Genomic DNA, 21,719 nt, shown 5'->3' on the forward strand with positions numbered 1-21,719 from the left:
CCCCCCCCCCCCCCCCCCCCCCCCCCCCCCCCCCCCCCCCCCCCCCCCCCCCCCCCCCCCCCCCCCCCCCCCCCCCCCCCCCCGCCCGGACTCCCGCGGTGCGCGGGCCGCTCAGCCGGCCGCGCCGCGCAGCAGCCGGCCGGTGTAGCGGGCGATCTCGCGCGGTCCCGAGCGCGGTGCGGCGGCGTCGACCGCGGCGTTGTAGTTGGTGTTGGTGTTCACGTCGTAGGTGAGCACGCGGCCCTCGGCGGTGGTGATGAACTCGACGCCGGCGATCTCGATGCCGTTGCGGCGCACGAAGTCCGCGTACCGCTGCAGGACGGGGTGGTCGAAACCCTCGCGCAGCGAGAAGATCGTCTCGCCCGGCTCCTGCGCGACGGTGGCCCCCGGGGGCAGCACGGGCCTGCCGGTGTCGGGGTCGATCGCGCAGGCGTCCGCGGGGCAGAGCTGGAAGCCGCCCCTGGCGGTGTCGGCGCGCAGCGCGTAGAGGAACTCCCCGCCCACGAACTCGGCGCGGGTGACGCTGTCGTCGGCGGAGGTGACGAACTCCTGCAGCAGCCACACCCCGTCCACGGGCTCCTCCAGGGCGCCGGAGGCCAGGGTGTCGGCGAACTCCTCGTAGCCGGAGAACCGCGCCACCCCCAGGCCCTTGCCGCCCTGGGAGTGCTTGGTGACGAACGGCCCGCCGACCCGCTGCGCGAAGCGCCGCGCCGCCGCGTCCAGGTCGCCGCCCACCACGGCGGTGGTGCGCGGCACCTCGATCCCGGCGGCGGCCAGCGCCGTGAGCTGGGCGACCTTGCTGAGCTCGACCTCCAGCACCGCGCGGCCGTTGACGGTGCGGGCGCCGGCCGCCTCCAGCCAGGAGAGCACCGCGCGGGTGTGCGCCGTGGAGGCGGCGTGCCCGCGGGTGTGCGAGGAGGCCGACATGCGCGACCACCACACGCCCGGCGCGGGGCGCTCGGCGAGGTCCAGCTCCCCGCCGGTGAGCACGTGCTCCACCAGCGGGACGCCCTCGGCGGCGAAGGCCTCCACGAAGGGCGGCATCCACTCGGGGTTCTCGTGCAGGACGTGGACGGCGGGCTGACCGGGATCGCTCACGCGCCGATCCTGCCCGCCGCGCCGGGCGCCGGCGACACCGCCCCGCTGCGCCGAGCGCACCGGGCACGGGGGCGGGTGCCGCACCGGGTGCCGCACCGGGTGCCGCGCCGGGCGCGGCGGGCGGGTGCGGCGCCTGGTGGACTGGCCCGGTGGAGCACCACTCGCACACCGGCCGCGACGTCCCGCCCGCCGCGGTAGCCCCGCGGGTCCGCCGCGCCCTGACCGCGCTCGTCGTCGCCCTGCTGCTGGCCGCCGCCGCCGGCGTCGCCGCCACCTGGCCCGAGCGGGTGCCCTCGGCGGCCACCGCCCACACCGGGGCGCAGACGGTGCGCGGGGAGGTCACGGCCACGCAGGCGCGCACCTGCCGGGGCGGGCTGGCCGAGGACCGCCTGCCCGACGGCAGCGTGCCGGAGAGCGTGGAGTGCCCGCAGGCCGCCGTGGCGCTCGACGGCGGCGGCACGGTCGTGGTGACCGTGCCCGCCGCCGTCTTCCACGGCGGCCTGGGCGCCGGGGACCGCGTGGTGCTCACCCGCTACCCCGGCGAGGCCGGCGCCCCGGCCACGCACGTGTGGGAGGACGTGGACCGGCGCGCGGCGCTGGCCGTGGCGGCGGCGGTGTTCGTGCTGCTCACCGTCGCCGTCGGCGGCCGCCGCGGCCTGGCCGCCCTGGCCGGGCTCGCCCTGGGCGGCGCCGCGATCGCCTTCCACGTGCTGCCGGCGCTGCTGGCGCAGGAGGACGCGGTGCTCGTCGGGCTCAGCTCCGCCACCGCCGTCATGGGCGTGGTGATCTACCTGACGCACGGGGTGTCGGTGCGCACCACCGTGGCCTTCCTGGGCACCGTCGCCGGGCTGCTGCTCACCGCCGCGCTCGCGGTGCTCGCCGTGGACGCCGCGGGCCTGCAGGGCCTGGACGACGAGAGCTCCTACACGGTCACCGTCCTGACCGGCGCGGTGGACCTGCGCGGCGTCGTCCTGGCCGGCACCCTCGTCGCGGCGCTGGGCCTGCTCAACGACGTGACGATCACGCAGGCGGCCGCGGTGTGGGAGCTGCGGGCCGCGGACCCGCGCGCCGGGTTCGGCGCGCTGCTGGCGGCCGGGATGCGCGTGGGGCGCGACCACCTGGCCTCCACCGTCTACACGGTGGCCTTCGCCTACGCCGGGGCGGCGCTGCCGGCGCTGCTGCTGGTGCGCCTGTACGCGCAGCCGCTGGGGCAGTGGGTGACCTCCTCGGCCATCGCCGAGGAGGTCGTGCGCACCGCGGTCGGCGGGGCCGCGCTGGCGCTGACGGTCCCGGCGACGACCGCGCTGGCCGCCGCCCTGGTCAGCCGCGCGGCGTCCGGGGGCGCCGCTGACCGGCCGGGATCCGGTAGCGCACCAGCCGCGCGGAGTTGACCGCCACGAACACCGAGGAGGCGTTGTGCGCGATCGCCGCCAGCACCGGCGAGAGCGCCCCGGCCGCCCCCAGCGCCAGCCCGACGCCGTTGACGGCGATGGAGGCGCCGTAGTTCTGCTTGATCAGCCCCAGGGTGCGGTCGCCCAGGTCGCGCAGGTGCAGCAGCCGGCGCAGGTCGTCGCCCACGAGCGCCACGTCGGCGGTCTCCACCGCCACGTCGGTGCCCGACAGGCCCATCGCGATGCCCAGGTCCGCCATCGCCAGCGCCGGGGCGTCGTTGGTGCCGTCGCCGACGACGGCCACGGTGTACCCGGCGTCCTTGAGCTCCTTGACGACGTCCTGCTTGTCCTCGGGCATCACCTCGGCGCGCCACTCGTCCACGCCCAGCTCGGCGGCCACCGCCGCGGCGGTGCCGGGGTTGTCGCCGGTGAGCATGACGATGCGCTCGACCCCGGTGCGGCGCAGCTCGGCCAGCACCTCGCGCGACTCCGGGCGCACCTCGTCGCGCAGGCTGACCAGGCCGGTGAGCACCCCGTCCACCGCCAGCAGCAGCGGCGTCTCCGCGGCCCCCTGCAGCCGGCGCACCCACGTGCGGGCGTGCTCGTCGACCTGCACGCCCTCGGCGTCCATCAGGCCGGGGCTGCCCAGCAGCAGCACCCGCCCGTCGGAGAGCACGCGCATGCCCAGCCCGAGCAGCGCCTCGCACTCCTCGTGGGTGGGGATGACCAGGTGCCGCTCCTCGGTGGAGCGGATGACGGCCTGCGCCAGCGGGTGCCGGGAGTGCACCTCGGAGTTCGCCGCCTCCGAGAGCACCTGCTCGGGGGTGAAGTCCTCGCGGAAGGAGAGCACGTTCGTCACCACGGGGCGCCCGACGGTCAGGGTGCCGGTCTTGTCGAAGACGAAGGCGTCCACGCGCCCGGCGGCCTCCAGGTGCGAGCCGCCCTTGACGAGGATGCCGCGCCGGGCGCCGTTGCCGATGGCCGCGCTGATGGCGGTGGGCGTGGCCAGCCCCACCGCGCAGGGGCAGGCGATGAGCAGCATCGTCATCGCCCGGCGCACGTCGCGGGTGAGCACCAGGGTCGCCAGGGCCAGGCCGAAGGAGGCGGGCACGAACCGGCGGCTGAAGGCGTCGCCGACGGTCTGCACGGGCGCGCGGTCGGCCTGGGCGTGCTCCACGCGCGAGACGATGCGGCCCACCGCGGTGTCCGGGCCGGTGGCGGTGGCGCGCACCACCAGGCGCCCGCGCAGCACCACGCTGCCGGCCAGCACCACGTCCCCCGCGGTGCGCTGCACGGGCAGGTTCTCCCCCGTCAGCGCCGCCTGGTCCACCACGGCCTCGCCCTCGACGACCTCGCCGTCCACCGCGACGGTGGACTGCTCGAAGACGACCACGACGTCGCCCACCCGGACCTCGGCCAGGTCCACCTGCTGCTCCACGACGTGCTCGGCGCCGTCGGCGTCCAGGACGGTGCGGCGCACCCAGGCGGTGGTCTCGCTGCCGGTGAGCAGGTCCGCGATCGCGCGGCGGGTGCGGCGCAGGGTGAGGTCCTGCAGGTACTCGCCGATGTTCAGCAGCCACAGCACCGTCAGCGCCACGACGTTCTCGCGCAGCAGCAGGCTGGCCACGGTCGCGGCGGAGACGAGGGCGTCGGTGCCCGCGCTGCGCCGGCCGACGAGGGAGCCCACCGCGCCCTTGAGGAACGGGTAGCCGGAGAAGACGGTCACCGCGGTGGCCACCAGCCGCGAGGTCGGCCCCAGCAGCGGCGGGCGCCCGAAGGCGTAGCGGCGCAGGCCCAGCAGCGCCAGCGCCGCGCCGCCCACGGCGATGCGGGCGACCTCGCCGTTGCCCACGTCCGCCGAGCGCGGCGTGCGGGACGCCTCGGCGTCGGCGGGCACGGCCGCCACGGCGGCGACGACCGCGACCAGCCGGTCCACGTCGGCGACCCCGCGCTCGTAGTGCACGACGACGCTGCCGGTGACGGGGTAGGCGCGCACGAGCAGGACGCCCGGCTGCGTGTCCAGGGCCTCCTCGGCGGCCACGGCGCGGCCCGGGCTGCGGCGCAGCCAGTCCGCCTGCAGGCGCAGGCGCCCGCCGGCGTCGGAGACGATCGTCAGCGGCGCCATCACGACGCCCGCGCCGGCCGGGGCCGCGGTGCTCACGGCGCCCTCAGTGCTGGTGGTCGTGCGCGTGGGTGTCGCCCCCCGCGGTGGGCACCGGCGCGCTCTCGCCGAGCTCGTCGTGGGCCTGCGCGACGATGTCGCCCAGCCCCAGGCGGGCGCGCTCCACGCCGGACTCGGCGGCGCGGGAGGTGCGGATGCCGGCCTTGGCGCCGCTCACCGCGATCCGGCGCAGCGCCGCGGTGCCGCGCCCGTCGCTGACGGCCTTGACCAGCCCGGCCGAGGCGGCGGCGGTGAGCACCAGCCGCCCGAGGGGCGCTGCGAGAGAGATCACGGGTCCTCCTGTTCGAACCTGACCGGGCACCTCGACAGGGTCGTCGAGAACCGTTCCCGGCAGGGCCGAACCGTAACACCGCGCCCCGACAGCGGGCGCGGCGTGCGGTGCCCCGCGGGCCCCCTCAGGCCGGCAGCGTCGTGAGCACCACCGGCGTCGTCGTGGGCTGCCGCGAGCCGCCCGCGGGCTCCACCGAGATGCCGAACCCGGTGGCCCCGCCCAGCTCCGGCAGCAGCGCCACCGCGCGGTCCCCGCCGCCGGCCGCCGGCAGCAGCCCCGCGGGGGCGACGTCGTCGCCGCGCACCAGCCACAGCTGGTAGGCGCGGCCCGGACCGGCCGCGGGCAGGCCCGCGGTCACCACGGCCGCCTCCCCGCCGGCGCGCACCAGGGTGGCGGTGCCGCCCCCGGTCACCGGCACGGTCGCGGTGCTCGCGCCCGGCGAGGACAGCAGCGCCGCGACCCGCTGCAGGGTGTCCGCCTCGGCGCGCTCGCGCTGGACCTGCGCGGCGGCCACCTCGCGGGCGCGCTCGGCGTCGCCGCGCGCGTCCAGCGCCACCCCGGCGCCGGCCGCCGCCACCACGACCCCCGCCGCGGCCACCAGCGCGCTCAGCCGCGAGGGCCCCCGCCGCCGGCGCCGCCGCACGGCCAGGTCAGCCACCGGCGCCGCCCCCGCGGGCGGCTCCTGCGCGGTCGCGGCCACCGCCGCCAGCACCGAGGCGCGCAACCGCTCCGGCGGCGGCACCGCCGAGGCGGCCCCCAGCCGGGACGCCGTCTCCCGCAGCGCGTCCGCCTCGAGCCGCTCCGCGGGGTCGCGGCGCAGCCGCTCCTCGTAGGCGGCGCGCTCGTCGTCGTCGAGGGCGTCCAGCGCCCAGGCCCCCGCCAGGGGACCCTCGTCGTCGTGCCGGTGGCGCGCCCCGCGCTCCTCGTCCCGATCGCCGCTCACGCGCGCACCCCCATCGCGTCGCGCAGCCGCGCCAGCGCGTCGCGCAGCCGCGTCTTCACCGTGCCCAGCGGCACGTGCAGCTCCTGCGAGATCTGCACGTGGGTGCGCCCGCCGAAGTACGCCAGGTCCACGGCCTGCCGCTGCACCGGGGTGAGGACCTCGAGGGCGCGCTGCACCTCCTCGTGCTCCAGCAGCACCTCGACCTCCTCGCTGACGCTGTCGTAGGGGGAAACCTCCCGGACCCCGTAGCGCTCGTCGCGCTCGGTGCCCGCCCGGCTGGACCGCACCCGGTCCACCGCGCGCCGGTGGGCCATCGTGACCACCCACCCGCGGGCGCTGCCGCGACCGGGGTCGAAGCGGGCGGCGGTGCGCCACGCCTCCAGGAACACCTCCTGCACCACCTCCTCCGACTGCGCCGGGTCGCGCAGCACGCGCAGGACCGTGCCGTGCACGGCCGCCGCCGTCGCGTCGTAGAACGCGGCGAACGCGGCCTGGTCGCCGCGGGCCGCGGCGGCGAGCGCGGCGTCCGCGTCGCCCCGCTCCGCGGCGCCGGCGGCGCGGGGACGGGAGGTGGTCATCACCACCACTGTCCCACCTCCCCTCCCCGTCGTCCGAGCCGGTGCCGCGACCGCGCCGCCCTCCAGGAGATCCGCTGGAAGACCCGCGCCGGCGTCACGCCGGGGGCATCAGCACCGAGTCGACCAGGTACACGGTCGCGTTGGCCGTCTGCACGCCGCCGCAGATCACGTTCGTGGAACCGTTCACCGTCAGCGCCTCGGGCGTCCCGGACACCTCCAGGTCCTGGCCCTCCAGCGTCGTGTGGGTGCCCACGACCTCCTCGGGCGTCAGCTGCCCCTGCACCACGTGGTAGGTCAGGATCTTCTGCAGCGTCGCGCTGTCCGTCTTCAGGCCCTCGACCGTGGCCGCGGGCACCTTCGCGAAGGCGTCGTCGACCGGCGCGAACACCGTGTACTCGCCGCCGTTGAGGTCGTTGACGAGGTTCACCTGCGGGTTCAGCTGACCCGACACCGCCTGCGTCAGCGTCTTCAGCAGCGGGTTGTTCGACGCGGCGGTGGCCACCGGGTCGGCGGCCATGCCGGACACCGACGCGGGACCCGACGCGTTCGCCGCGGCGTAGTCCGCGCAGCCCGGGCCGACGGGCATGCTCATCGTCGACGCGCCCGCCGACTCCGACGGCGTCGCCATCGGCGCGCTCGACGAGGAGCTGCTCGACGAGCTGGACGTGTCGCTGCCCGCGGTGGAGGCGGTGTCGCTCCCGCCGCAGGCGGCCAGCCCCAGGGTCGTGGTCGCCACGAGGGCCAGCAGGGTTCCGGTGCGCTTCACGGGGTCGTTCCCTTCCTCAGGTTCCGGCCGGAGTTCCCGGTCGGTCGTTCAGCAGGGGTTCGGAACCCCGGAGCCCGTGGATGGGGTGGGTGTTCCACGTCACCCGTTCGGGTCACGGGGCTGAGTTCTCCTGTGGTCGGTTCGCGGGGCCGGGAGGGGCCCTGGGGTGGGTGGTGCTCGCCGGGCTCTCCGTCCGCGCCGGCACCCGGGTGCACCACCGAACCGCTGGGACAGCGCGGACTCCGGACGCCCGGCGACCACCACCCGCCCCAGGACTCGCGCACAGCTTCCGCAGCCGCACGCAGGAACGGGGGACGAGAGGTGGGTCAAGAGGCCGGTGGGGTGCTGCGGGTGCCGGGCGCCCGGAGCCCGCCCGGCTCGGTCCGGTGGGGTTCGCGCACAGCAGCGGGCGGAGAGCCCGGCACCCGCAGCACGCCACCGGCTGGGCGAGAACCCGACCGGAAACCGGCAACCCTCAGCGCGCCGTGGCGCGCACCGCGGCCTCGTACTGCGCGCGGTCGAAGGTGAAGTCCCGCAGTTCGCGGTAGTCCCAGTCGCGGAAGCCGTGGCGGTAGCCGGACCAGGTGACGGTGTCCTCGTCGACGGTGACGAGGGCGGAGAACGGCCAGCAGCTCCACTCGCCGCACCCGCAGCCCAGCAGGACGGTGTCGCCCTCGAAGGCGCTGAGCACGGGTTCGCCGAGGTAGTGCTTCGCGGGCCAGCGGACCGCGTCCTCCAGCAGGCCGCGGTAGCTGCCGGCGAGGCCGGGGCTGCCCTGGCGGCGCGCGAACGGCAGTTCCACCTTGCGCAGCAGGTCCGTCAGCGGGACGCCGCTGAGGTGCGGCACGACCGCCGGCAGCACGGTCCCCTCGCCGAACGCCTGCCGCACGGTCCGGAACTCGATGCGCTCCACCGTCCCAGCGTAGGACCGGGGTCGGGCACGAGCGGGGTTCCGCGCCGAGCAGGTGCAGAGGAGGTGCGGAGGTCGGCGGGGTGGTGCGGGTGCCGGGCGTCCGGAGCCCGCCCCGCGCGGGGAGGCGAGGTGCGCGAGCAGCAGCGGGCGGAGAGCCCGGCACCCGCACCACCCCGACGGCCGGGCGAGGGCCCGGCCGGGCGAGGACCCGGCCGGGCGGAGGACTACTCGACCGTCACGGTGACCGAGTCGTACCCGCTGGAGCCGTTCGGGACGGGCGCGACGACCTCGTCGGTCTGCGGGGTGCCGGTGCCGTCGGTGGCGCGCACCTCCAGGACGTGCCCGCCGGGTTCGGCGTCCCAGTCGAAGACCCACTGGCACCAGGTGTCGCTGGAGGCGGAGGGCAGCAGCTTGGCCTGCTGCCACTCGCCGCGGTCGACGCGCACCTCGACGGCGCGCACGCCGCGCCGCTGGGCCCAGGCGACGCCGGCGACGGGGACGCGGCCGGCGCGCACGGTGGCGAAGGAGCGGGGCACGTCGATGCGCGAGGCGGTCTTGATCGGGGCCTTCTCGGCCCAGCCGCGCTCGGTCCAGTAGGCCGTCCTGTCGGCGAAGCGGGTGACCTCGATGTCGGTGACCCACTTGCAGGCGGAGACGAACCCGTACAGGCCGGGGATGACCATGCGCACGGGGAAGCCGTGCTCGCGCGGGAGGGGTTCGCCGTCCATGCCCACGACGAGCATGGCGTCGCGCCCGTCGGTGGCCTCGGCGAGGGGGGCGGAGAGGGTGAAGCCGTCGCTGCTGGTGGCGAAGAGCATGTCGGCGCCGTCGCGCACGCCGGCGCGGCGCAGCAGGTCGGCCAGCGGGTGCCCGAGCCACCTGGCGTTGCCGACGTAGCTGCCGCCGACCTCGTTGCTGACGCAGGTCAGGGTGATCCAGCGCTCGCGCAGCGGCAGGGCGAGGAGGTCGTCGTAGGTGAGGGTGATCTCCTGGTCGACCATGCCGTGCAGGCGCAGCGTCCAGTCCTCGGCGCGCAGGTCGGGCACGACGAGGGCGGTGTCGACGCGGTAGAAGTCCTTCGTCCCGGTGGCGTAGGGGGTGAGCCCGGCGCGGACCTGCTCGACCGGGTCGAGGCCGGTGGGCAGCGGCGGGGCGGGGTCGGCCGGGGCGGGCAGGGCGATGCGGGCGCGGGACTCCTCGGCGCTGCGGGCGCCGGTGAGGGCGCGGCCGGTCCCGCCGGTGACGAGGCCGGCGGCGGCGACGCCGCCGAGCAGGACGGCGCGGCGGCGGGGCCCCTCGGCGCGCCCGCCCGGGGCGAGCCGGCGGGTCAGCAGGGTCAGGGCGTACGCACCGGCGGCGGCGCCGAGCGCGGAGGGCAGCGGGGACAGGGCGGTGGCGTCGGGGCGGGTGGCGGCGGCCAGGACGCCCAGGACGCCCAGGGCGGCGACGACGGCCACGCCGGCGGCCAGGCGCCGGCGGGCGAGCACCCCGGCGGCGGCGGCGAGCAGGGCGACGAGCACCGCCATGGTGCCCAGCAGCACCGCCTTGTCCGCGGCGCCGAAGGTGGAGATCGCGAACTCCTTCACCGGGGCGGGGACGCGGTCGACGACCGCGTCCCCGACGACGACCAGCGGCGCGGTCGCGGGTGAGAGCCCGTCGATCGGCAGGCCCGCCACGAGCTGACCGACGCCGAAGGTCACCCCGGCGGCGAGGACGCCGGCGAGCGCGGCCAGGGCGGCCGCGGCGCGGGGCCGGTGCCCCGCGCTCCCCTCCGGGGCCGGTGCCGGTGCGCGTCCGCTGCTCGTCCTCACTCCCGGGGTTCGGAGCCGGTGGCCTCGCGGATGGGGCGGCCGTCGAGGACGGCGGCCAGGACGGGGGCCAGGGCGGTGAAGGCGCGGCCGCGGTGGCTGATCGCGTTCTTCTCCTCGGCGCTGTGCTCGGCGAGGGTGCGCCCGGTGCCCTCGGGCGCGAAGACCGGGTCGTAGCCGAAGCCGCCGGCGCCGGCGGGGGCGGTGGTCAGGCGCCCGCGCAGGGTGCCGCGCACGACGTGCTCCTCGCCGCCGGGGGTGGCCAGGGCGGCGGCGCACACGAAGGCGGCGCCGCGGTGCCGCTCGGGCACGTCGACGACCTGGGCGAGCAGCAGGTGCAGGTTGGCGGCGTCGTCGCCGTGCCGGCCGGCCCACAGGGCGGAGAAGACGCCCGGGGAGCCGCCCAGGACGTCCACGGCGATGCCGGAGTCGTCGGCGACGGCGACCACGCCGGTGGCGGCGGCCACGGCGCGGGCCTTGAGCAGGGCGTTCTCCTCGAAGGTGACGCCGGTCTCGGCGACCTCGGGCACGTCGTCGAAGGCGTCGACGCCGAGGACCTCCACGCCGGGCAGCAGCGGGGCGAGCACGGCGCGCAGCTCGCCGACCTTGTGGGCGTTGCGGGTGGCCAGGACCACCCGGCGCGCGGCGCTCACGCGCGGGCGCCGGGCAGCGGGGCGGCCAGCGCCTCGGCCTGCAGGGCGGCCAGGCGGGCGCAGCCGCCGACGGCGAGGTCGAGCAGGGCGTCGAGCTCGGCGCGGTCGAAGGGGACGCCCTCGGCGGTGCCCTGGACCTCCACGAAGCGCCCGTCGCCGGTGACGACGACGTTCATGTCGGTCTCGGCCCCGACGTCCTCGACGTAGGGCAGGTCCAGCACGGGGCGGCCGCCGACGACGCCGACGCTGACGGCGCTGACGGAGCCGGTGAGCGGCTGCCTGCTCTGGCGGACCAGGCCGTTGGCCTTGCCCCAGGCGACCGCGTCGGCGAGGGCGACGTAGGCGCCGGTGATCGCGGCGGTGCGGGTGCCGCCGTCGGCCTGCAGCACGTCGCAGTCGAGCACGACGGTGTTCTCGCCCAGGGCCCTGGTGTCCACGACGGCGCGCAGGCTGCGGCCGATCAGGCGGGAGATCTCGTGGGTGCGCCCGCCGATCCTCCCCTTGACGGACTCGCGGTCGCCGCGGGTGTTCGTCGCGCGCGGCAGCATGGCGTACTCGGCGGTGACCCAGCCCTGCCCGGAGCCCTTGCGCCAGCGCGGCACGCCCTCGGTGAAGGACGCCGCGCACAGCACGCGGGTGCGGCCGAACTCGACGAGGACGCTGCCCTCGGCGTGGTCGAGCCAGCCGCGGGTGATGCGCACGTCGCGCAGCTCGTCGGGGGCGCGGCCGTCGGCGCGCGCGCCCCCGGTGGTGGGGGTGGGGGTGCTCACCGGGCCACCCTCTCACCGGCGGCGAGGGCGGCGTCGCGCCCGGCGCCGCGCAGGGCGCCCAGGTGCAGCGGGCCGGTCTCCTCCACGGAGACGACCTGCGGGCCCAGGAAGCGCTGCGCGAGCACCCGGAAGGGGGTGGGGTCGCCGGTGGCGGTGAAGCGGTGGCGGGGGGCGGGGCGGTCGTCGGGGCGCAGCAGGTCGCGCGCGGACAGCTCGCGGTACACGTCCAGGGCGGTCTCCTCGGCGCTGGAGACCAGGGTGACCCCGTCGCCGACGACGGTGCGCAGCACGCCGGTCAGCAGCGGGTAGTGGGTGCAGCCGAGCACGAGGGTGTCGACGCCGGCGGCGACCACGGGCTCGAGGTACTCGCGGGCCACGCCGAGCAGCTCCGGGCCGCTGGTGACGCCGCGCTCGACGAACTCCACGAACCGCGGGCACGCCCGCGTGGTCAGCTCCACGTCCAGGGCGGCGGCGAAGGCGTCCTCGTAGGCGCGCGAGGAGATCGTGGCGCGGGTGCCGATGACGCCGACGCGGCCGTTGCGGGTGGCGCGCACCGCGCGGCGCATCGCGGGGAGGATGACCTCCACCACGGGCACGTCGTAGCGCTCGCGGGCGTCGCGCAGCATCGCGGCGGAGGCGGAGTTGCAGGCGATGACGAGCATCTTCACGCCGGACTCGACCATGTCGTCGAGGACGTCGAGGGCGTGGCGGCGCACCTCGGCGATGGGCTTGGGGCCGTAGGGGCTGTGGGCGGTGTCGCCGATGTAGTGGATCGCCTCGTGGGGCAGCTGGTCGAGCACGGCGCGCGCGACGGTCAGCCCGCCCACCCCGGAGTCGAAGATGCCGATGGGGTCGTCCCGGTCCACGCTCGCGCTCACCGGAGCAGGTTACGCGGCGGGCGCCCTCAGCCCAGGGAGCGCACCAGCGTCTCCTGCAGGTGCGTCGTGAAGTCGTACACGGCCCACGCGTAGCGGTGCGGGTCGTCCTCGTCGAGCAGCTCGGGCTCGGAGTCGTCGCGCACGCCCAGGCGGGTGCCCAGGGCCAGGCGCACGTCGTTGAGGGCGGACAGCCAGGTGCGGGCGCCGTCGGCGTCGAGCTGCACGCGCCCGCCCTGCCCCTCCACGGGGGCCAGCGAGGCGAGCACGGCGCGGGCGGCGGCGGCCTTGCGCTCGCGCAGGCCGCGCTCGGTGAAGCGGCGGAACTCCGCGGCGGCGTCGGGGTCCTCGGGGTAGGCGTCGGGCAGCAGCCGGCGCAGCACCTCGTCGTCGGGGGCGGCGGTGGGCCCGTCCCCGCCCAGCCCGCCGGCGGCGGCCTCCTCCAGGCCGGCGAGGTCGCCCAGGCCGAGCTGCTCGGCCAGCGGGTCGACGCGCCGCTCGGGCACGTCGAGCAGCTCGAGCACCTCGCGGGTGACGGAGGCCAGCACGTCGGCCTCGACGGGCTGCAGGGTCAGCGAGAACAGGCCGTGGCGGTTGCGGCGGAAGGTGGCCATCGCGGGTCGTCGGATCCTCAGGGGGCTCAGTCGTCCTTCTGCAGGGTGGCCCACAGGCCGTAGCCGTGCATGGCTTCCACGTCGCGCTCCATCTGCTCGCGGCTGCCGGTGCTCACGGCGGCGCGGCCCTTGGTGTGCACGTCGAGCATGAGGGCCTGCGCCTTGGCCTCGGAGTAGCCGAAGTGGGTGCGGAAGACGTAGGACACGTAGGACATCAGGTTCACCGGGTCGTTCCAGACGAGGGTGACCCAGGGGGTGTCCGGGGCGGCGGACAGGTCCGCCTCGGGGCGCTCGAGCTCCACGGGAGCGGTCAGGACGGTCGAGGGCACGGCCCCAGTCTAGGAGCCCGCGCGCGCCCGGCCCGCCCGCCGCCGGGCCCTCGACCCTCCCGGTGCGGGTGCGGTGCGGGTGCGGCGCGGGTGCGGCCGGGCCTCGCCGGCGCGCCCGGCGTCCCCGGTGCGCGCTAGGTTCACCGCGTGAGCGTGAGCACGGCGACCGGCGCGCCCTCCACGGCGCTGCTGACCGACCACTACGAGCTGACGATGCTGCAGGCCGCGCTGGCCGACGGCACCGCCGACCGCCCCTGCACCTTCGAGGTGTTCGGCCGGCGCCTGCCCGACGGGCGCCGCTACGGCGTGGTCGCGGGCGTGCCGCGGGTGCTGGAGGCGGTGCGCGGCTTCACCTTCGGGCCCGGCGCGCTGCAGCCGCTGCGCGGGGTGCTCGACGAGCGCACCCTGGACTGGCTGGCGGCGTACCGCTTCGGCGGCTCGATCGAGGGCTACGCCGAGGGCGAGCTGTGGTTCCCCGGCTCGCCGATGCTCACGGTCACCGGCACGTTCGCCGAGGCGGTGGTGCTGGAGACGGTGGTGCTCTCCATCCTCAACCACGACTGCGCGATCGCCGCGGCCGCGGCCCGGATGAGCACCGCCGCGCACGAGCGCCCGCTGATCGAGATGGGCTCGCGGCGCACCCACGAGGAGGCCGCGGTCGCCGCCGCGCGCGCGGCGTACCTGGCGGGCTTCTCCGCCACCTCCAACCTGGCCGCCGGCGCCCGCTACGGCATCCCCACCACGGGCACCAGCGCGCACGCCTTCACGCTGCTGCACGACACCGAGGAGGAGGCCTTCCGCGCGCAGGTCGCCGCCCTGGGCACGGGCACGACGCTGCTGGTGGACACGTACGACATCACCCGCGGCATCGAGACGGCCGTGGCGGTGGCCGGTCCGGGGCTGGGCGCGGTGCGCATCGACTCCGGCGACCTGGGGGTGCTGGCCGTGCAGGCGCGCGAGCAGCTGGACTCCCTGGGCGCCACGGGCACCCGCATCGTCGTCTCCGGCGACCTGGACGAGTACGCGCTGGCGGCGCTGGCCGCCGCGCCGGTGGACGGCTACGGCGTGGGCACCTCCCTGGTGACCGGCTCGGGCGCCCCCACCGCCGGGCTGGTCTACAAGCTCGTGGAGGTCGAGGGCCGGCCGGTGGCCAAGCGCTCCACCTCCAAGGTCACCCAGGGCGGGCGCAAGGTCGCGGTGCGCCGGCACCGGCCCACCGGCACCGCCACCGACGAGGTCCTGGGCGTGGGGGTCACCCCGCCGCGCGAGCCGAACGACCGCCCGCTGCAGGTGCCGTTCGTCGTGGACGGCGAGCCGGTGGCCGACCCGCCCTCGCTGGAGGAGTCGCGCGAGCACCTGCGCCGGGTGCTGGTGACGCTGCCCTGGGACGGCCTGGCGCTGTCCAAGGGCGACCCGGCGATCCCCACCACCGTCCTGCCGCCGCGGGCGGCGCCCGAGGGCGCGGAGGGGGCCCGGTGACCCGCGCGCTCGTCGTCGTGGACGTGCAGAACGACTTCTGCCCCGGCGGCGCGCTGGGGGTGGCCGGCGGCGACGAGGTCGCGGCCGCCACCAGCCAGCTGCTGGCGCGCGGGGGCATCGAGTACGACCACGTCGTGGCCACGCAGGACTTCCACGTCGACCCCGGCGCGCACTTCTCCGACACCCCGGACTTCGTGGACTCCTGGCCGCCGCACTGCCGGGCGGGCAGCCGGGGCGCGCTGCTGCACGACGCGCTGGACACCTCCCGGGTGGAGGCGGTCTTCCGCAAGGGCCAGTACGCCGCGGCCTACTCCGGCTTCGAGGGCACGACCACCACGCTCACCGCGGAGGGCGGGGAGCTGGTCACGGGCCTGGCGGACTGGCTGCGCGAGCGCGGCGTGGACGAGGTCCACGTGGTGGGCATCGCCACCGACCACTGCGTGCGCGCCACCGCGCTGGACGCGGTGCGCGCGGGCCTGCGCACCACGGTGCTGCTGGGGCTGACCGCGGGCATCTCGCGGGCCACGGTGGACGCGGCGCTGGAGCAGCTGCGCGCGGCGGGCGTCTCGCTCGTCGGGGACCCCGTCGTCGCCTGAGGCGCGGGGACCCCGTCGTCGCCCGAGGCCCGGCGACCCCGTCGTCGCCCGGGGCCCGGCGGGCCCGGAACAGGCCCGGGCGCCGGGCGGTTGTCCCGCCCGACGGGATCGACCACCGACGACGGGGGCAGCACGTGCGCATCGGCATCATCGGAGCGGGGAACATCGGCGGCAACCTCACCCGGGCGTTCACGCGCGCCGGCCACGAGGTGCGGGTGGCCAACTCCCGCGGTCCCGAGACGCTGGCGGACCTGGCCGCCGAGACCGGCGCCACCGCCGTGGTCGCGGCCGAGGCCGCGCCCGGCGCGGACCTGGTGGTCGTCACGGTCCCGCAGAGGAGCGTGCCCGGCCTGGCCGGGGTGCTCGACGCCGCCGCCGACGGCACCGTGGTCGTCGACACCGGCAACTACTACCCGCGCGAGCGCGACGGGCGCATCGACGCGATCGAGGACGGCACCCCGGAGACGGTGTGGGTGGCGCAGCACCTCGACCCCGCCGGCCGGCTGCGCTGGGTGAAGGCGTTCAACGGCATCCAGGCCGAGCACCTGCTCAGCGCCGGGCGCCCCTCCGGGGACCCGCAGCGCCGCGGCCTGCCGGTGGCCGCCGACGACACCTCCGCCAAGGCGGTGGTCATCGGCCTGCTCGACGCGATCGGCTTCGACGGCGTGGACGCCGGCGCGCTGGCCGACTCCTGGCGCCAGCAGCCCGGCACCCCCGTGTACGGCGCCGAGCTGGACGCCGACGGGATCACCCGCGCGCTGGAGGCCGCGCCGCGCGAGCGCCCCGAGGGCTTCCGGGGCTGAGGACCCGGACGGCGGCGGGCGCCGGCCCCCTCGGGGACCGGCGCCCGCCGCGCTCGGCGCCGCAGCGCGCCCAGGACCGCGCTCAGCGCCGGCGCACCACGACCGTGCCGCCGAGCTTGTCGTGCAGGGCCTGCTTGCGCCGGTCCCACGTCGGCCACAGGTAGTCCAGCACCGTGTAGAACGGCACGAGCTGGCCGACGAGGTCGCTGGTCAGCCAGCGCAGGACCGCCTGCCCCCAGGAGGGGTTGCCCGGCCGCTCCCAGTGCCGCACCCGCAGGCCCAGCAGGGCCTTGCCGGGGGTGGCCCCGTAGAAGCGCAGCGCCAGCACCGTGTAGGCGGCGCTGACGGCCAGCAGCACGAAGGTGAAGCTGGAGGAGGCGGCGGTGAAGCCGGGGTCCTCCAGCAGCCGCAGCGAGGCCGTCGGGTCGCCGGCGGCCGCCGCGCGCAGCGTCTCGTCCGTGGCGGCCACCATGCGCTGCACCAGCGACCAGCCCGCGGCGGTGGCGACGGCGGAGACGAGGAGCCCGTCCACCAGGCGGGCCAGCAGGCGCGCGCCCAGGCCGCCCAGCCGCTGGCCGTCGGGGGTGGCCAGCGCCCGCGCGGGCCGCTGGCCGTAGGGGTCGTGCGTGCCCGGGGAGCCGTACGGGCCCTGAGGTCCGTACGGGTCCTGCGGGCCCGGCTGCGCGTACGGGTGCTGCCCGGCGCGCGCCTCGTCCTTGCGCAGGTCCAGGCCCTGCGGCGCCTGCGGGGTGTGCGTGTGCTCGGTCCACCGCTGACCGTCCCACCAGCGCAGCTGCGCCTGGTGGGACGGGTCGGGGTACCAGCCGGCGGGAGTGCTCACGGCAGCCGAGCCTGCCAGGCCCGCCGGGCCGCGCGGGTGCCGGGCATCAGACGCCGAACTCCACCGGGTCCAGGCCCAGGGCGGTGCACAGGTCGCGCACCGCGCGGCGCTCGTCGGCGTCGAAGTCGCCGTCGGCGCCGCCGACGAGCACGCCGACCTGCACGACGGCGCGGGCCTGGTCCGGCTTGGCGCGCAGCTTGCCCACGGCCTGCAGCGCCTCGATCCGGCCGAAGTCGTGGTCGGTGGTGAGCTTGCCGCAGTAGCGGTCGAAGGACTCGCGCAGCTGGGCGGCGTCGAAGGCGGCGAGCACGTCGTGCGAGCCGATGAACGCCGCGGTCTTCTGCCGCTCCGCCGGGTCGACGCGCCCGTCGGCCGCGGCGATCAGCGCGCACGCGGCCATGCTCGCCTCGGCGAAGTCCTTGCTCTTGAACTGGGCGACCCGCGACTTCAGCTGGTCGACGGGAAGGCCCCTGCCCTTGAGCTTGTCCAGAAAACCCACGTCGTCCTCCCTCGCCGGGACGCTCCCGGCCACTGCCGTGCGAACGGGCGCGGGCGCGGGCGGGTTCCGCCGGCGCGGCCGGCGGCACCCGGGCGGGTCAGCTGAAGCGGCGGACGATCTCGGAGTTCCGGTCGGCCAGCAGCCGGCGCAGCGTGCGGTGCACGAACAGCACGTCGGCCACCCGGCCCAGCGGGCCGGCGGGGCTGCGCCACGCCATCCGGTCGGTCATGATCGTCATCTGGGGGCCCTCGGGCTCGAAGACGTGCTCGTGCTCGAAGCGCGCGAACAGCCCGTCCTCCATGCGGTCGACGAACCGGCGCGGGCGCTCCAGCTCCACGATGTTCGAGGTGTGCGTCACGGGCAGCACCCCGAACAGCCGCAGCCGCCAGCGCACGCTCTCGCCGAGCTGGATGCGCCCCGCCGTGCGGCCGAAGCCCTCCAGGGCGCGCACCCCGAACCGCCGGCCGGCGACGCGCTCGACGTCGAGGTCCAGGGACACGTCGAACACCTCGTCGACGACTCCGCGGACCATGGTCCGCTGGACGATCTCGGGCACCGTCCGAACCTACCCGAGCACCGGCGGTGAGCACGCGCGGGCCGGGGAACCCGGTGCGCCGGGCGTGCCCGGCGCACCGGGCGTCCTCAGACCAGCGAGAGCAGGTGGTCGCGCCGGCGGCGCAGCACGTCCACGCCCGCGGACGCCGACGGCGGCCCGGGCACGGCGGCGCGCACCCTGGCGTACACCGTCGCGTGCGGCACCTGCCGCCCGGCCGCCACCCGCCCCACGAGGCCGTGGATCTCCTTGCGCAGCAGCGCCGCGGTGTGCCAGACGGCCTCCTCCGGCTCCTCCCGCGGGGCGGGCGCCTGCTCGGCGCCCTCCTCGGCCGCGCGCGGGGCGGCGGTGCGCCGGCGGATCTCCGCGTCGCGCTGGGCGAGCAGGGCGGCGGTCTGCTCCGGGGACAGCAGCCCCGGCAGGCCGAGGAAGTCCTCGTCCTCGGCGGTGACCTCCAGCGGGGCCGGGCCGGTGCCCAGCAGCGCCCTGCCGCCGTGCAGCACGTGCGCGAACTCCGCCTGCGCCTCCAGCGCCTCGTACTCCTTGGACTCCCCCGGCTCGCGCTCCGGCGGCGGCAGCAGGTCCAGGCCGCCCTCGTCGACCTGCTCCGAGCTCACGCTGGGCGGGGGCGGGACGACGTGGTTGCGGTCGGTCTCCATCTCCGCGGCCAGCGCCAGCAGCGGGCGCACCGCGGGCAGGAACACCGTGGCCGACTCCGCGCGGGAGCGGGCGCGCACCACGCGCCCGACGGCCTGGGCGAAGAACAGCGGGGTGCGGTAGGAGGTCATCCACGCCAGGCACGCCGCGCGCGGCACGTCCACGCCCTCGGAGACCATGCGCACGCACACCGCGAAGCGCTGGTCGCCGGCGGCGAAGTCGGCGATCTTCTGCGACGCCTTGGGGTCGTCGGACAGGATCAGCACCGGCTTCTCCCCCGTGACCCGCTGCACGATCTTCGCGTAGGCGCGCGCGTCGTCCTGGTCCGAGGCCAGCACCAGGCCGCCGGCGTCGTGCATGCCGTGCTCGCGCAGGTGGTTCAGCCGGTCGTCCATGGCGGCGATGACGTGCGGCACCCAGTCCCCGCGCGGGTCCAGCGCGGTGCGCCAGGCCAGCGCCTCCACCGACCTGGTGGTGGTGGTGTCGCTGAGGGAGGCGGCCACCACCTCCCCCGCGGAGTTCCGCCACCGCGAGGTGCCGGTGTAGGCGGCGAACACCACGGGGCGCACGACGCCGTCGGCCAGGGCCTGCCGGTAGCCGTAGGTGTAGTCGGCCAGGCTGCGCAGGCCGCCCTCGGACTCGGCGGAGTCGTCCTCGACGTACTTGACGAACGGGATGCGCTCGTCGGCCTTGGTGCGGAACGGCGTGCCCGTCAGGGACAGCCGGCGGCGCGCGTCGGAGAACGCCTCCTGCACCGCCTCGCCCCAGCTGAGGCCGTCGCCGGCGTGGTGGATCTCGTCGAGCACCACCAGCGAGCGCTTGGCCGTGGCGCGGGCGCGGTGCAGCATCGGGTGCCCGGCGACCTGCGCGTACGTGGTGACGTAGCCGCGCACGTCGGGGCGCACCGGGCCCACCGCGTTGGACATCGTCGGGTCCAGCTCGATGCCGGCGCGGTGGGCGGCCTCGGCCCACTGGGTGCGCAGGTGGTCGGTGGGGGCCACGACGACGACGCGGTCGACCTTGCGCGCGTCCAGCAGCCGGCGCGCCAGCGCCAGGGCGAAGGTCGTCTTGCCGGCGCCGGGCGTCGCGGTGACCAGGAAGTCCTCGGGGTCCTCGCGCTCGGGGTCGAAGTACAGCTCGACGGCCTCCCGCTGCCACGCGCGCAGCGCGCGCCCGCGCGGCGCGGGCGCACCGGCGGGGGCACCGGCGGGCGCGGGTGCGGTGGAGAACAGGTCCGGCGAGGTGTTCTGCGCTGTCGTGCTCACGGTCCTCCCACCGTAGACGAGCCCGGCACCTGAGCCGGGCGGGGCGCGGCCGGGCGCGGCGCGCGGGTGCGGGCGCCGGCGAGCGCGGCGGCCACCGCGACGAGGGCCAGCCCGGCGTACAGGCCGCCGAAGACGCCCTGGTCGCGGCCGGCGCCGGTGTGCAGGGCGGCGAAGACGCCCCCGGCGGCGGCGATGCCGAGCACGCAGCCGAGGTTGTCGGACAGCTGCAGCGCCGAGGAGGCCAGGCCGCGCTCGGCCGGCGAGGCCAGGCGCAGCGTCAGGACGCTGGTGGTGGCCACGCCCAGGCCCATGCCGAACCCGGCGGGCAGCCAGGCGGCCAGCACCCACCAGCCCGAGGCGCCGCTCAGCGTCAGCACCGACAGCAGCGCGATCGCGCAGGTCAGCGCCGCGCCGCCGGCGACGAGCAGCGCCGCGCGCGGCAGGCGGTCCAGGGCGCGCGCCTGCGAGGTGGTGCCGGCGAACCAGCCCAGGGTGCCGCCGGTGAGGACCAGCCCGGCCTGCGAGGCGCTGAAGCCGCGCTCGGACTGCAGCATCAGCGGCACGAACGTCTCGGTGCCGAAGAACGCGGCGGTGAACAGCCCGCGCACGACGACGACGCTGGGCAGCCCGCGCGCCAGGCGCAGCGCCCCGGCCGGCAGCAGACCCGGCAGCGCGGCCAGGACCGCCGCCGCCCCCGCGGCGGTGAGCAGCACCGGCCCGGCACCGCCCGCGCCCAGGCCCTCCGCGCCGGCCTGCAGGGCGCCGGCGCCGGCGGCGACGACCAGGCCGCGCACCGCCCGCTGCCGCGCCCCCGGCCCGCTCCCGGCCGGCTCGGCGCCCGCGGCGGGGGCGTGCGCGGCGGCCGCCGCGGCCACGCGCGGCAGGATCACCGCCGCCACCAGGACGGCCAGGGGCACCACGACGGCGAAGACGAGCCGCCAGCTGACGGCGTCGGCCATCCAGCCGGCCAGCGCCGGCCCGGCCACGCCGGGCAGCACCCAGCAGGCCGACATCCAGCCGAACACCCGCGGGCGCACCTCGTCGGGGTAGGCCGAGCCGACGACGACGTAGACGGAGACCACGACCAGGCCGCCGCCCGCGCCGGCCAGCAGCCGCCCGGCCAGCAGCACGCCGAAGGCGGGGGCCAGGGCGCACACGCTCTGCCCGGCCACGAACAGCAGCGCCCCGGCGGCCATCGGGCCGCGCGGGCCGCGCGCGTCGGCCCAGCCGCCGGCCAGGACGGTGCCCAGCAGGCTGGCGGTCAGGAACGAGGAGAAGGCCAGGCCGTAGGAGCGCACCGCCCCCAGGTCGGCCGCGGCCACCGGCATCGCGGTGGCCACGGCGATCGACTCGAAGGCCACGAGGCAGATGAACGCGAGGACGGGCAGCGTCGTGGCGCGGTGGGCGCGCGAGAGCGGCCCGGCCGCCGCGGCGGGCGCCCCGCCCCCCTCGGCGGGGCGGGTCATCAGCGGCCGGAGTCGTCCCCGCCGCCGCCGGACAGGCTCTCGTAGATCTCCTTGCAGGTGGGGCACACCGGGAAGCGCTTGGGGTCGCGGCCGGGCACCCACACCTTGCCGCACAGGGCGATCACGGGGTCGCCCGAGAGGGCGGACTCCATGATCTTCTCCTTCTTCACGTAGTGCGCGAAGCGCTCGTGGTCGCCGGGCTCGACCTTCTCCTCGGCCTGCTCCTCGCGCTCGATGACGGCCGTGCGCGAGGGCGTCGTCGACGGCGCGACCTGGGGAGCGGGGCTGAACGGGTCGTCGATCGGCGAGCTCATGCGCCGATGGTACGTCGGCCGGGGCCGCCACCCCGGCCTCCCGCGCCCGCGGGCC

23 protein-coding genes are annotated in these 21,719 nt (G+C 77.2%); 4 read left to right on the forward strand and 19 right to left on the reverse strand.

Translation table 11 applies throughout. The features are described from left to right. Positions 1-111: 111 nt before the first annotated feature. The gene (locus ACRYR7_RS08255) at positions 112-1,044 is read right to left on the reverse strand and encodes an ATP-grasp domain-containing protein (RefSeq protein ID WP_432571640.1); all 933 of its coding nucleotides are present in this window, start codon (positions 1,042-1,044) and stop codon (positions 112-114) included. A gap of 203 nt (positions 1,045-1,247) precedes the next feature. Here ACRYR7_RS08255 and ACRYR7_RS08260 point away from each other — a divergent pair, with 203 nt between their 5' ends. Then, complete coding sequence (locus ACRYR7_RS08260) at positions 1,248-2,489, forward strand: YibE/F family protein (protein WP_432571600.1); 1,242 nt, start codon at positions 1,248-1,250, stop codon at positions 2,487-2,489. Here ACRYR7_RS08260 and ACRYR7_RS08265 read toward each other — a convergent pair. The 12 genes from ACRYR7_RS08265 to clpS all read right to left on the reverse strand — a co-directional run bounded on the left by ACRYR7_RS08265 (position 2,419) and on the right by clpS (position 13,191). Then, the gene (locus ACRYR7_RS08265) at positions 2,419-4,614 is read right to left on the reverse strand and encodes a heavy metal translocating P-type ATPase (RefSeq protein ID WP_432571641.1); all 2,196 of its coding nucleotides are present in this window, start codon (positions 4,612-4,614) and stop codon (positions 2,419-2,421) included. The genes ACRYR7_RS08260 and ACRYR7_RS08265 overlap by 71 nt on opposite strands. Positions 4,615-4,657: 43 nt before the next feature. Further along, positions 4,658-4,942, reverse strand: coding sequence for a DUF1490 family protein (locus ACRYR7_RS08270; protein WP_432571601.1), 285 nt, complete (start codon positions 4,940-4,942; stop codon positions 4,658-4,660). Between the two features lie 124 nt (positions 4,943-5,066). Further along, the gene (locus tag ACRYR7_RS08275; protein ID WP_432571602.1) at positions 5,067-5,885 is read right to left on the reverse strand and encodes an anti-sigma factor; all 819 of its coding nucleotides are present in this window, start codon (positions 5,883-5,885) and stop codon (positions 5,067-5,069) included. Beyond that, positions 5,882-6,463, reverse strand: coding sequence for an ECF RNA polymerase sigma factor SigK (gene sigK / locus ACRYR7_RS08280; protein ID WP_432571603.1), 582 nt, complete (start codon positions 6,461-6,463; stop codon positions 5,882-5,884). The genes ACRYR7_RS08275 and sigK overlap by 4 nt, the downstream gene beginning before the upstream one ends. Before the next feature lie 94 nt (positions 6,464-6,557). Next, positions 6,558-7,229 (reverse strand): fasciclin domain-containing protein, encoded by a 672-nt coding sequence (locus ACRYR7_RS08285; protein ID WP_432571604.1) that lies wholly within the window; start codon positions 7,227-7,229, stop codon positions 6,558-6,560. Between the two features lie 475 nt (positions 7,230-7,704). Continuing rightward, entirely contained in the window at positions 7,705-8,142 is a 438-nt protein-coding gene (locus ACRYR7_RS08290) for a hypothetical protein (protein WP_432571605.1), read from the reverse strand. A 224-nt stretch (positions 8,143-8,366) separates the two neighbouring features. Then, positions 8,367-9,953, reverse strand: a complete 1,587-nt coding sequence (locus tag ACRYR7_RS08295; protein ID WP_432571606.1) for a molybdopterin-dependent oxidoreductase — start codon at positions 9,951-9,953, stop codon at positions 8,367-8,369. After that, positions 9,950-10,603: an RdgB/HAM1 family non-canonical purine NTP pyrophosphatase gene (gene rdgB / locus ACRYR7_RS08300; RefSeq protein WP_432571607.1), complete on the reverse strand. Its 654-nt coding sequence runs from the start codon at positions 10,601-10,603 to the stop codon at positions 9,950-9,952. Before rdgB ends, ACRYR7_RS08295 begins: the two co-directional genes overlap by 4 nt. Beyond that, positions 10,600-11,373, reverse strand: coding sequence for a ribonuclease PH (gene rph, locus ACRYR7_RS08305; RefSeq protein WP_432571608.1), 774 nt, complete (start codon positions 11,371-11,373; stop codon positions 10,600-10,602). Before rph ends, rdgB begins: the two co-directional genes overlap by 4 nt. Continuing rightward, positions 11,370-12,251: a glutamate racemase gene (gene murI, locus ACRYR7_RS08310; protein ID WP_432571609.1), complete on the reverse strand. Its 882-nt coding sequence runs from the start codon at positions 12,249-12,251 to the stop codon at positions 11,370-11,372. Before murI ends, rph begins: the two co-directional genes overlap by 4 nt. A gap of 26 nt (positions 12,252-12,277) precedes the next feature. Next, positions 12,278-12,862 (reverse strand): DUF2017 domain-containing protein, encoded by a 585-nt coding sequence (locus ACRYR7_RS08315; RefSeq protein ID WP_432571610.1) that lies wholly within the window; start codon positions 12,860-12,862, stop codon positions 12,278-12,280. Between the two features lie 26 nt (positions 12,863-12,888). Further along, positions 12,889-13,191 (reverse strand): ATP-dependent Clp protease adapter ClpS, encoded by a 303-nt coding sequence (gene clpS, locus ACRYR7_RS08320; RefSeq protein WP_323132352.1) that lies wholly within the window; start codon positions 13,189-13,191, stop codon positions 12,889-12,891. Between the two features lie 213 nt (positions 13,192-13,404). Here clpS and ACRYR7_RS08325 point away from each other — a divergent pair, with 213 nt between their 5' ends. The 3 genes from ACRYR7_RS08325 to ACRYR7_RS08335 all read left to right on the forward strand — a co-directional run bounded on the left by ACRYR7_RS08325 (position 13,405) and on the right by ACRYR7_RS08335 (position 16,069). Then, positions 13,405-14,670 carry a nicotinate phosphoribosyltransferase gene (locus ACRYR7_RS08325; protein WP_432571642.1) on the forward strand — a complete coding sequence of 422 codons (1,266 nt, stop codon included), beginning with the start codon at positions 13,405-13,407 and terminating at the stop codon, positions 14,668-14,670. Then, on the forward strand, positions 14,667-15,266 hold the full coding sequence (locus ACRYR7_RS08330; protein WP_432571611.1) for a nicotinamidase: 600 nt from the start codon (positions 14,667-14,669) through the stop codon (positions 15,264-15,266). Before ACRYR7_RS08325 ends, ACRYR7_RS08330 begins: the two co-directional genes overlap by 4 nt. A 134-nt stretch (positions 15,267-15,400) precedes the next feature. Beyond that, positions 15,401-16,069 (forward strand): NADPH-dependent F420 reductase, encoded by a 669-nt coding sequence (locus tag ACRYR7_RS08335; protein WP_432571612.1) that lies wholly within the window; start codon positions 15,401-15,403, stop codon positions 16,067-16,069. A gap of 82 nt (positions 16,070-16,151) precedes the next feature. Here the strand turns inward: ACRYR7_RS08335 and ACRYR7_RS08340 are convergent, their stop codons facing one another. The 6 genes from ACRYR7_RS08340 to ACRYR7_RS08365 form a co-directional block, all read right to left on the reverse strand. After that, positions 16,152-16,910, reverse strand: a complete 759-nt coding sequence (locus ACRYR7_RS08340) for an RDD family protein (protein ID WP_432571613.1) — start codon at positions 16,908-16,910, stop codon at positions 16,152-16,154. Positions 16,911-16,956: 46 nt separating this feature from the next. Then, positions 16,957-17,409, reverse strand: a complete 453-nt coding sequence (locus tag ACRYR7_RS08345; protein WP_432571614.1) for a tellurite resistance TerB family protein — start codon at positions 17,407-17,409, stop codon at positions 16,957-16,959. Positions 17,410-17,506: 97 nt separating this feature from the next. Beyond that, positions 17,507-17,965: an SRPBCC family protein gene (locus tag ACRYR7_RS08350; protein ID WP_432571615.1), complete on the reverse strand. Its 459-nt coding sequence runs from the start codon at positions 17,963-17,965 to the stop codon at positions 17,507-17,509. Between the two features lie 86 nt (positions 17,966-18,051). Continuing rightward, complete coding sequence (locus ACRYR7_RS08355; RefSeq protein ID WP_432571616.1) at positions 18,052-19,884, reverse strand: DEAD/DEAH box helicase; 1,833 nt, start codon at positions 19,882-19,884, stop codon at positions 18,052-18,054. Then, positions 19,881-21,350, reverse strand: a complete 1,470-nt coding sequence (locus tag ACRYR7_RS08360) for an MFS transporter (protein ID WP_432571617.1) — start codon at positions 21,348-21,350, stop codon at positions 19,881-19,883. Before ACRYR7_RS08360 ends, ACRYR7_RS08355 begins: the two co-directional genes overlap by 4 nt. After that, the gene (locus ACRYR7_RS08365) at positions 21,350-21,664 is read right to left on the reverse strand and encodes a DUF3039 domain-containing protein (RefSeq protein ID WP_432571618.1); all 315 of its coding nucleotides are present in this window, start codon (positions 21,662-21,664) and stop codon (positions 21,350-21,352) included. The genes ACRYR7_RS08360 and ACRYR7_RS08365 overlap by 1 nt, the downstream gene beginning before the upstream one ends. Positions 21,665-21,719: the final 55 nt, after the last annotated feature.

The organism is Kineococcus gurbantunggutensis (assembly GCF_050871925.1).
Lineage (GTDB): Bacteria > Actinomycetota > Actinomycetes > Actinomycetales > Kineococcaceae > Kineococcus.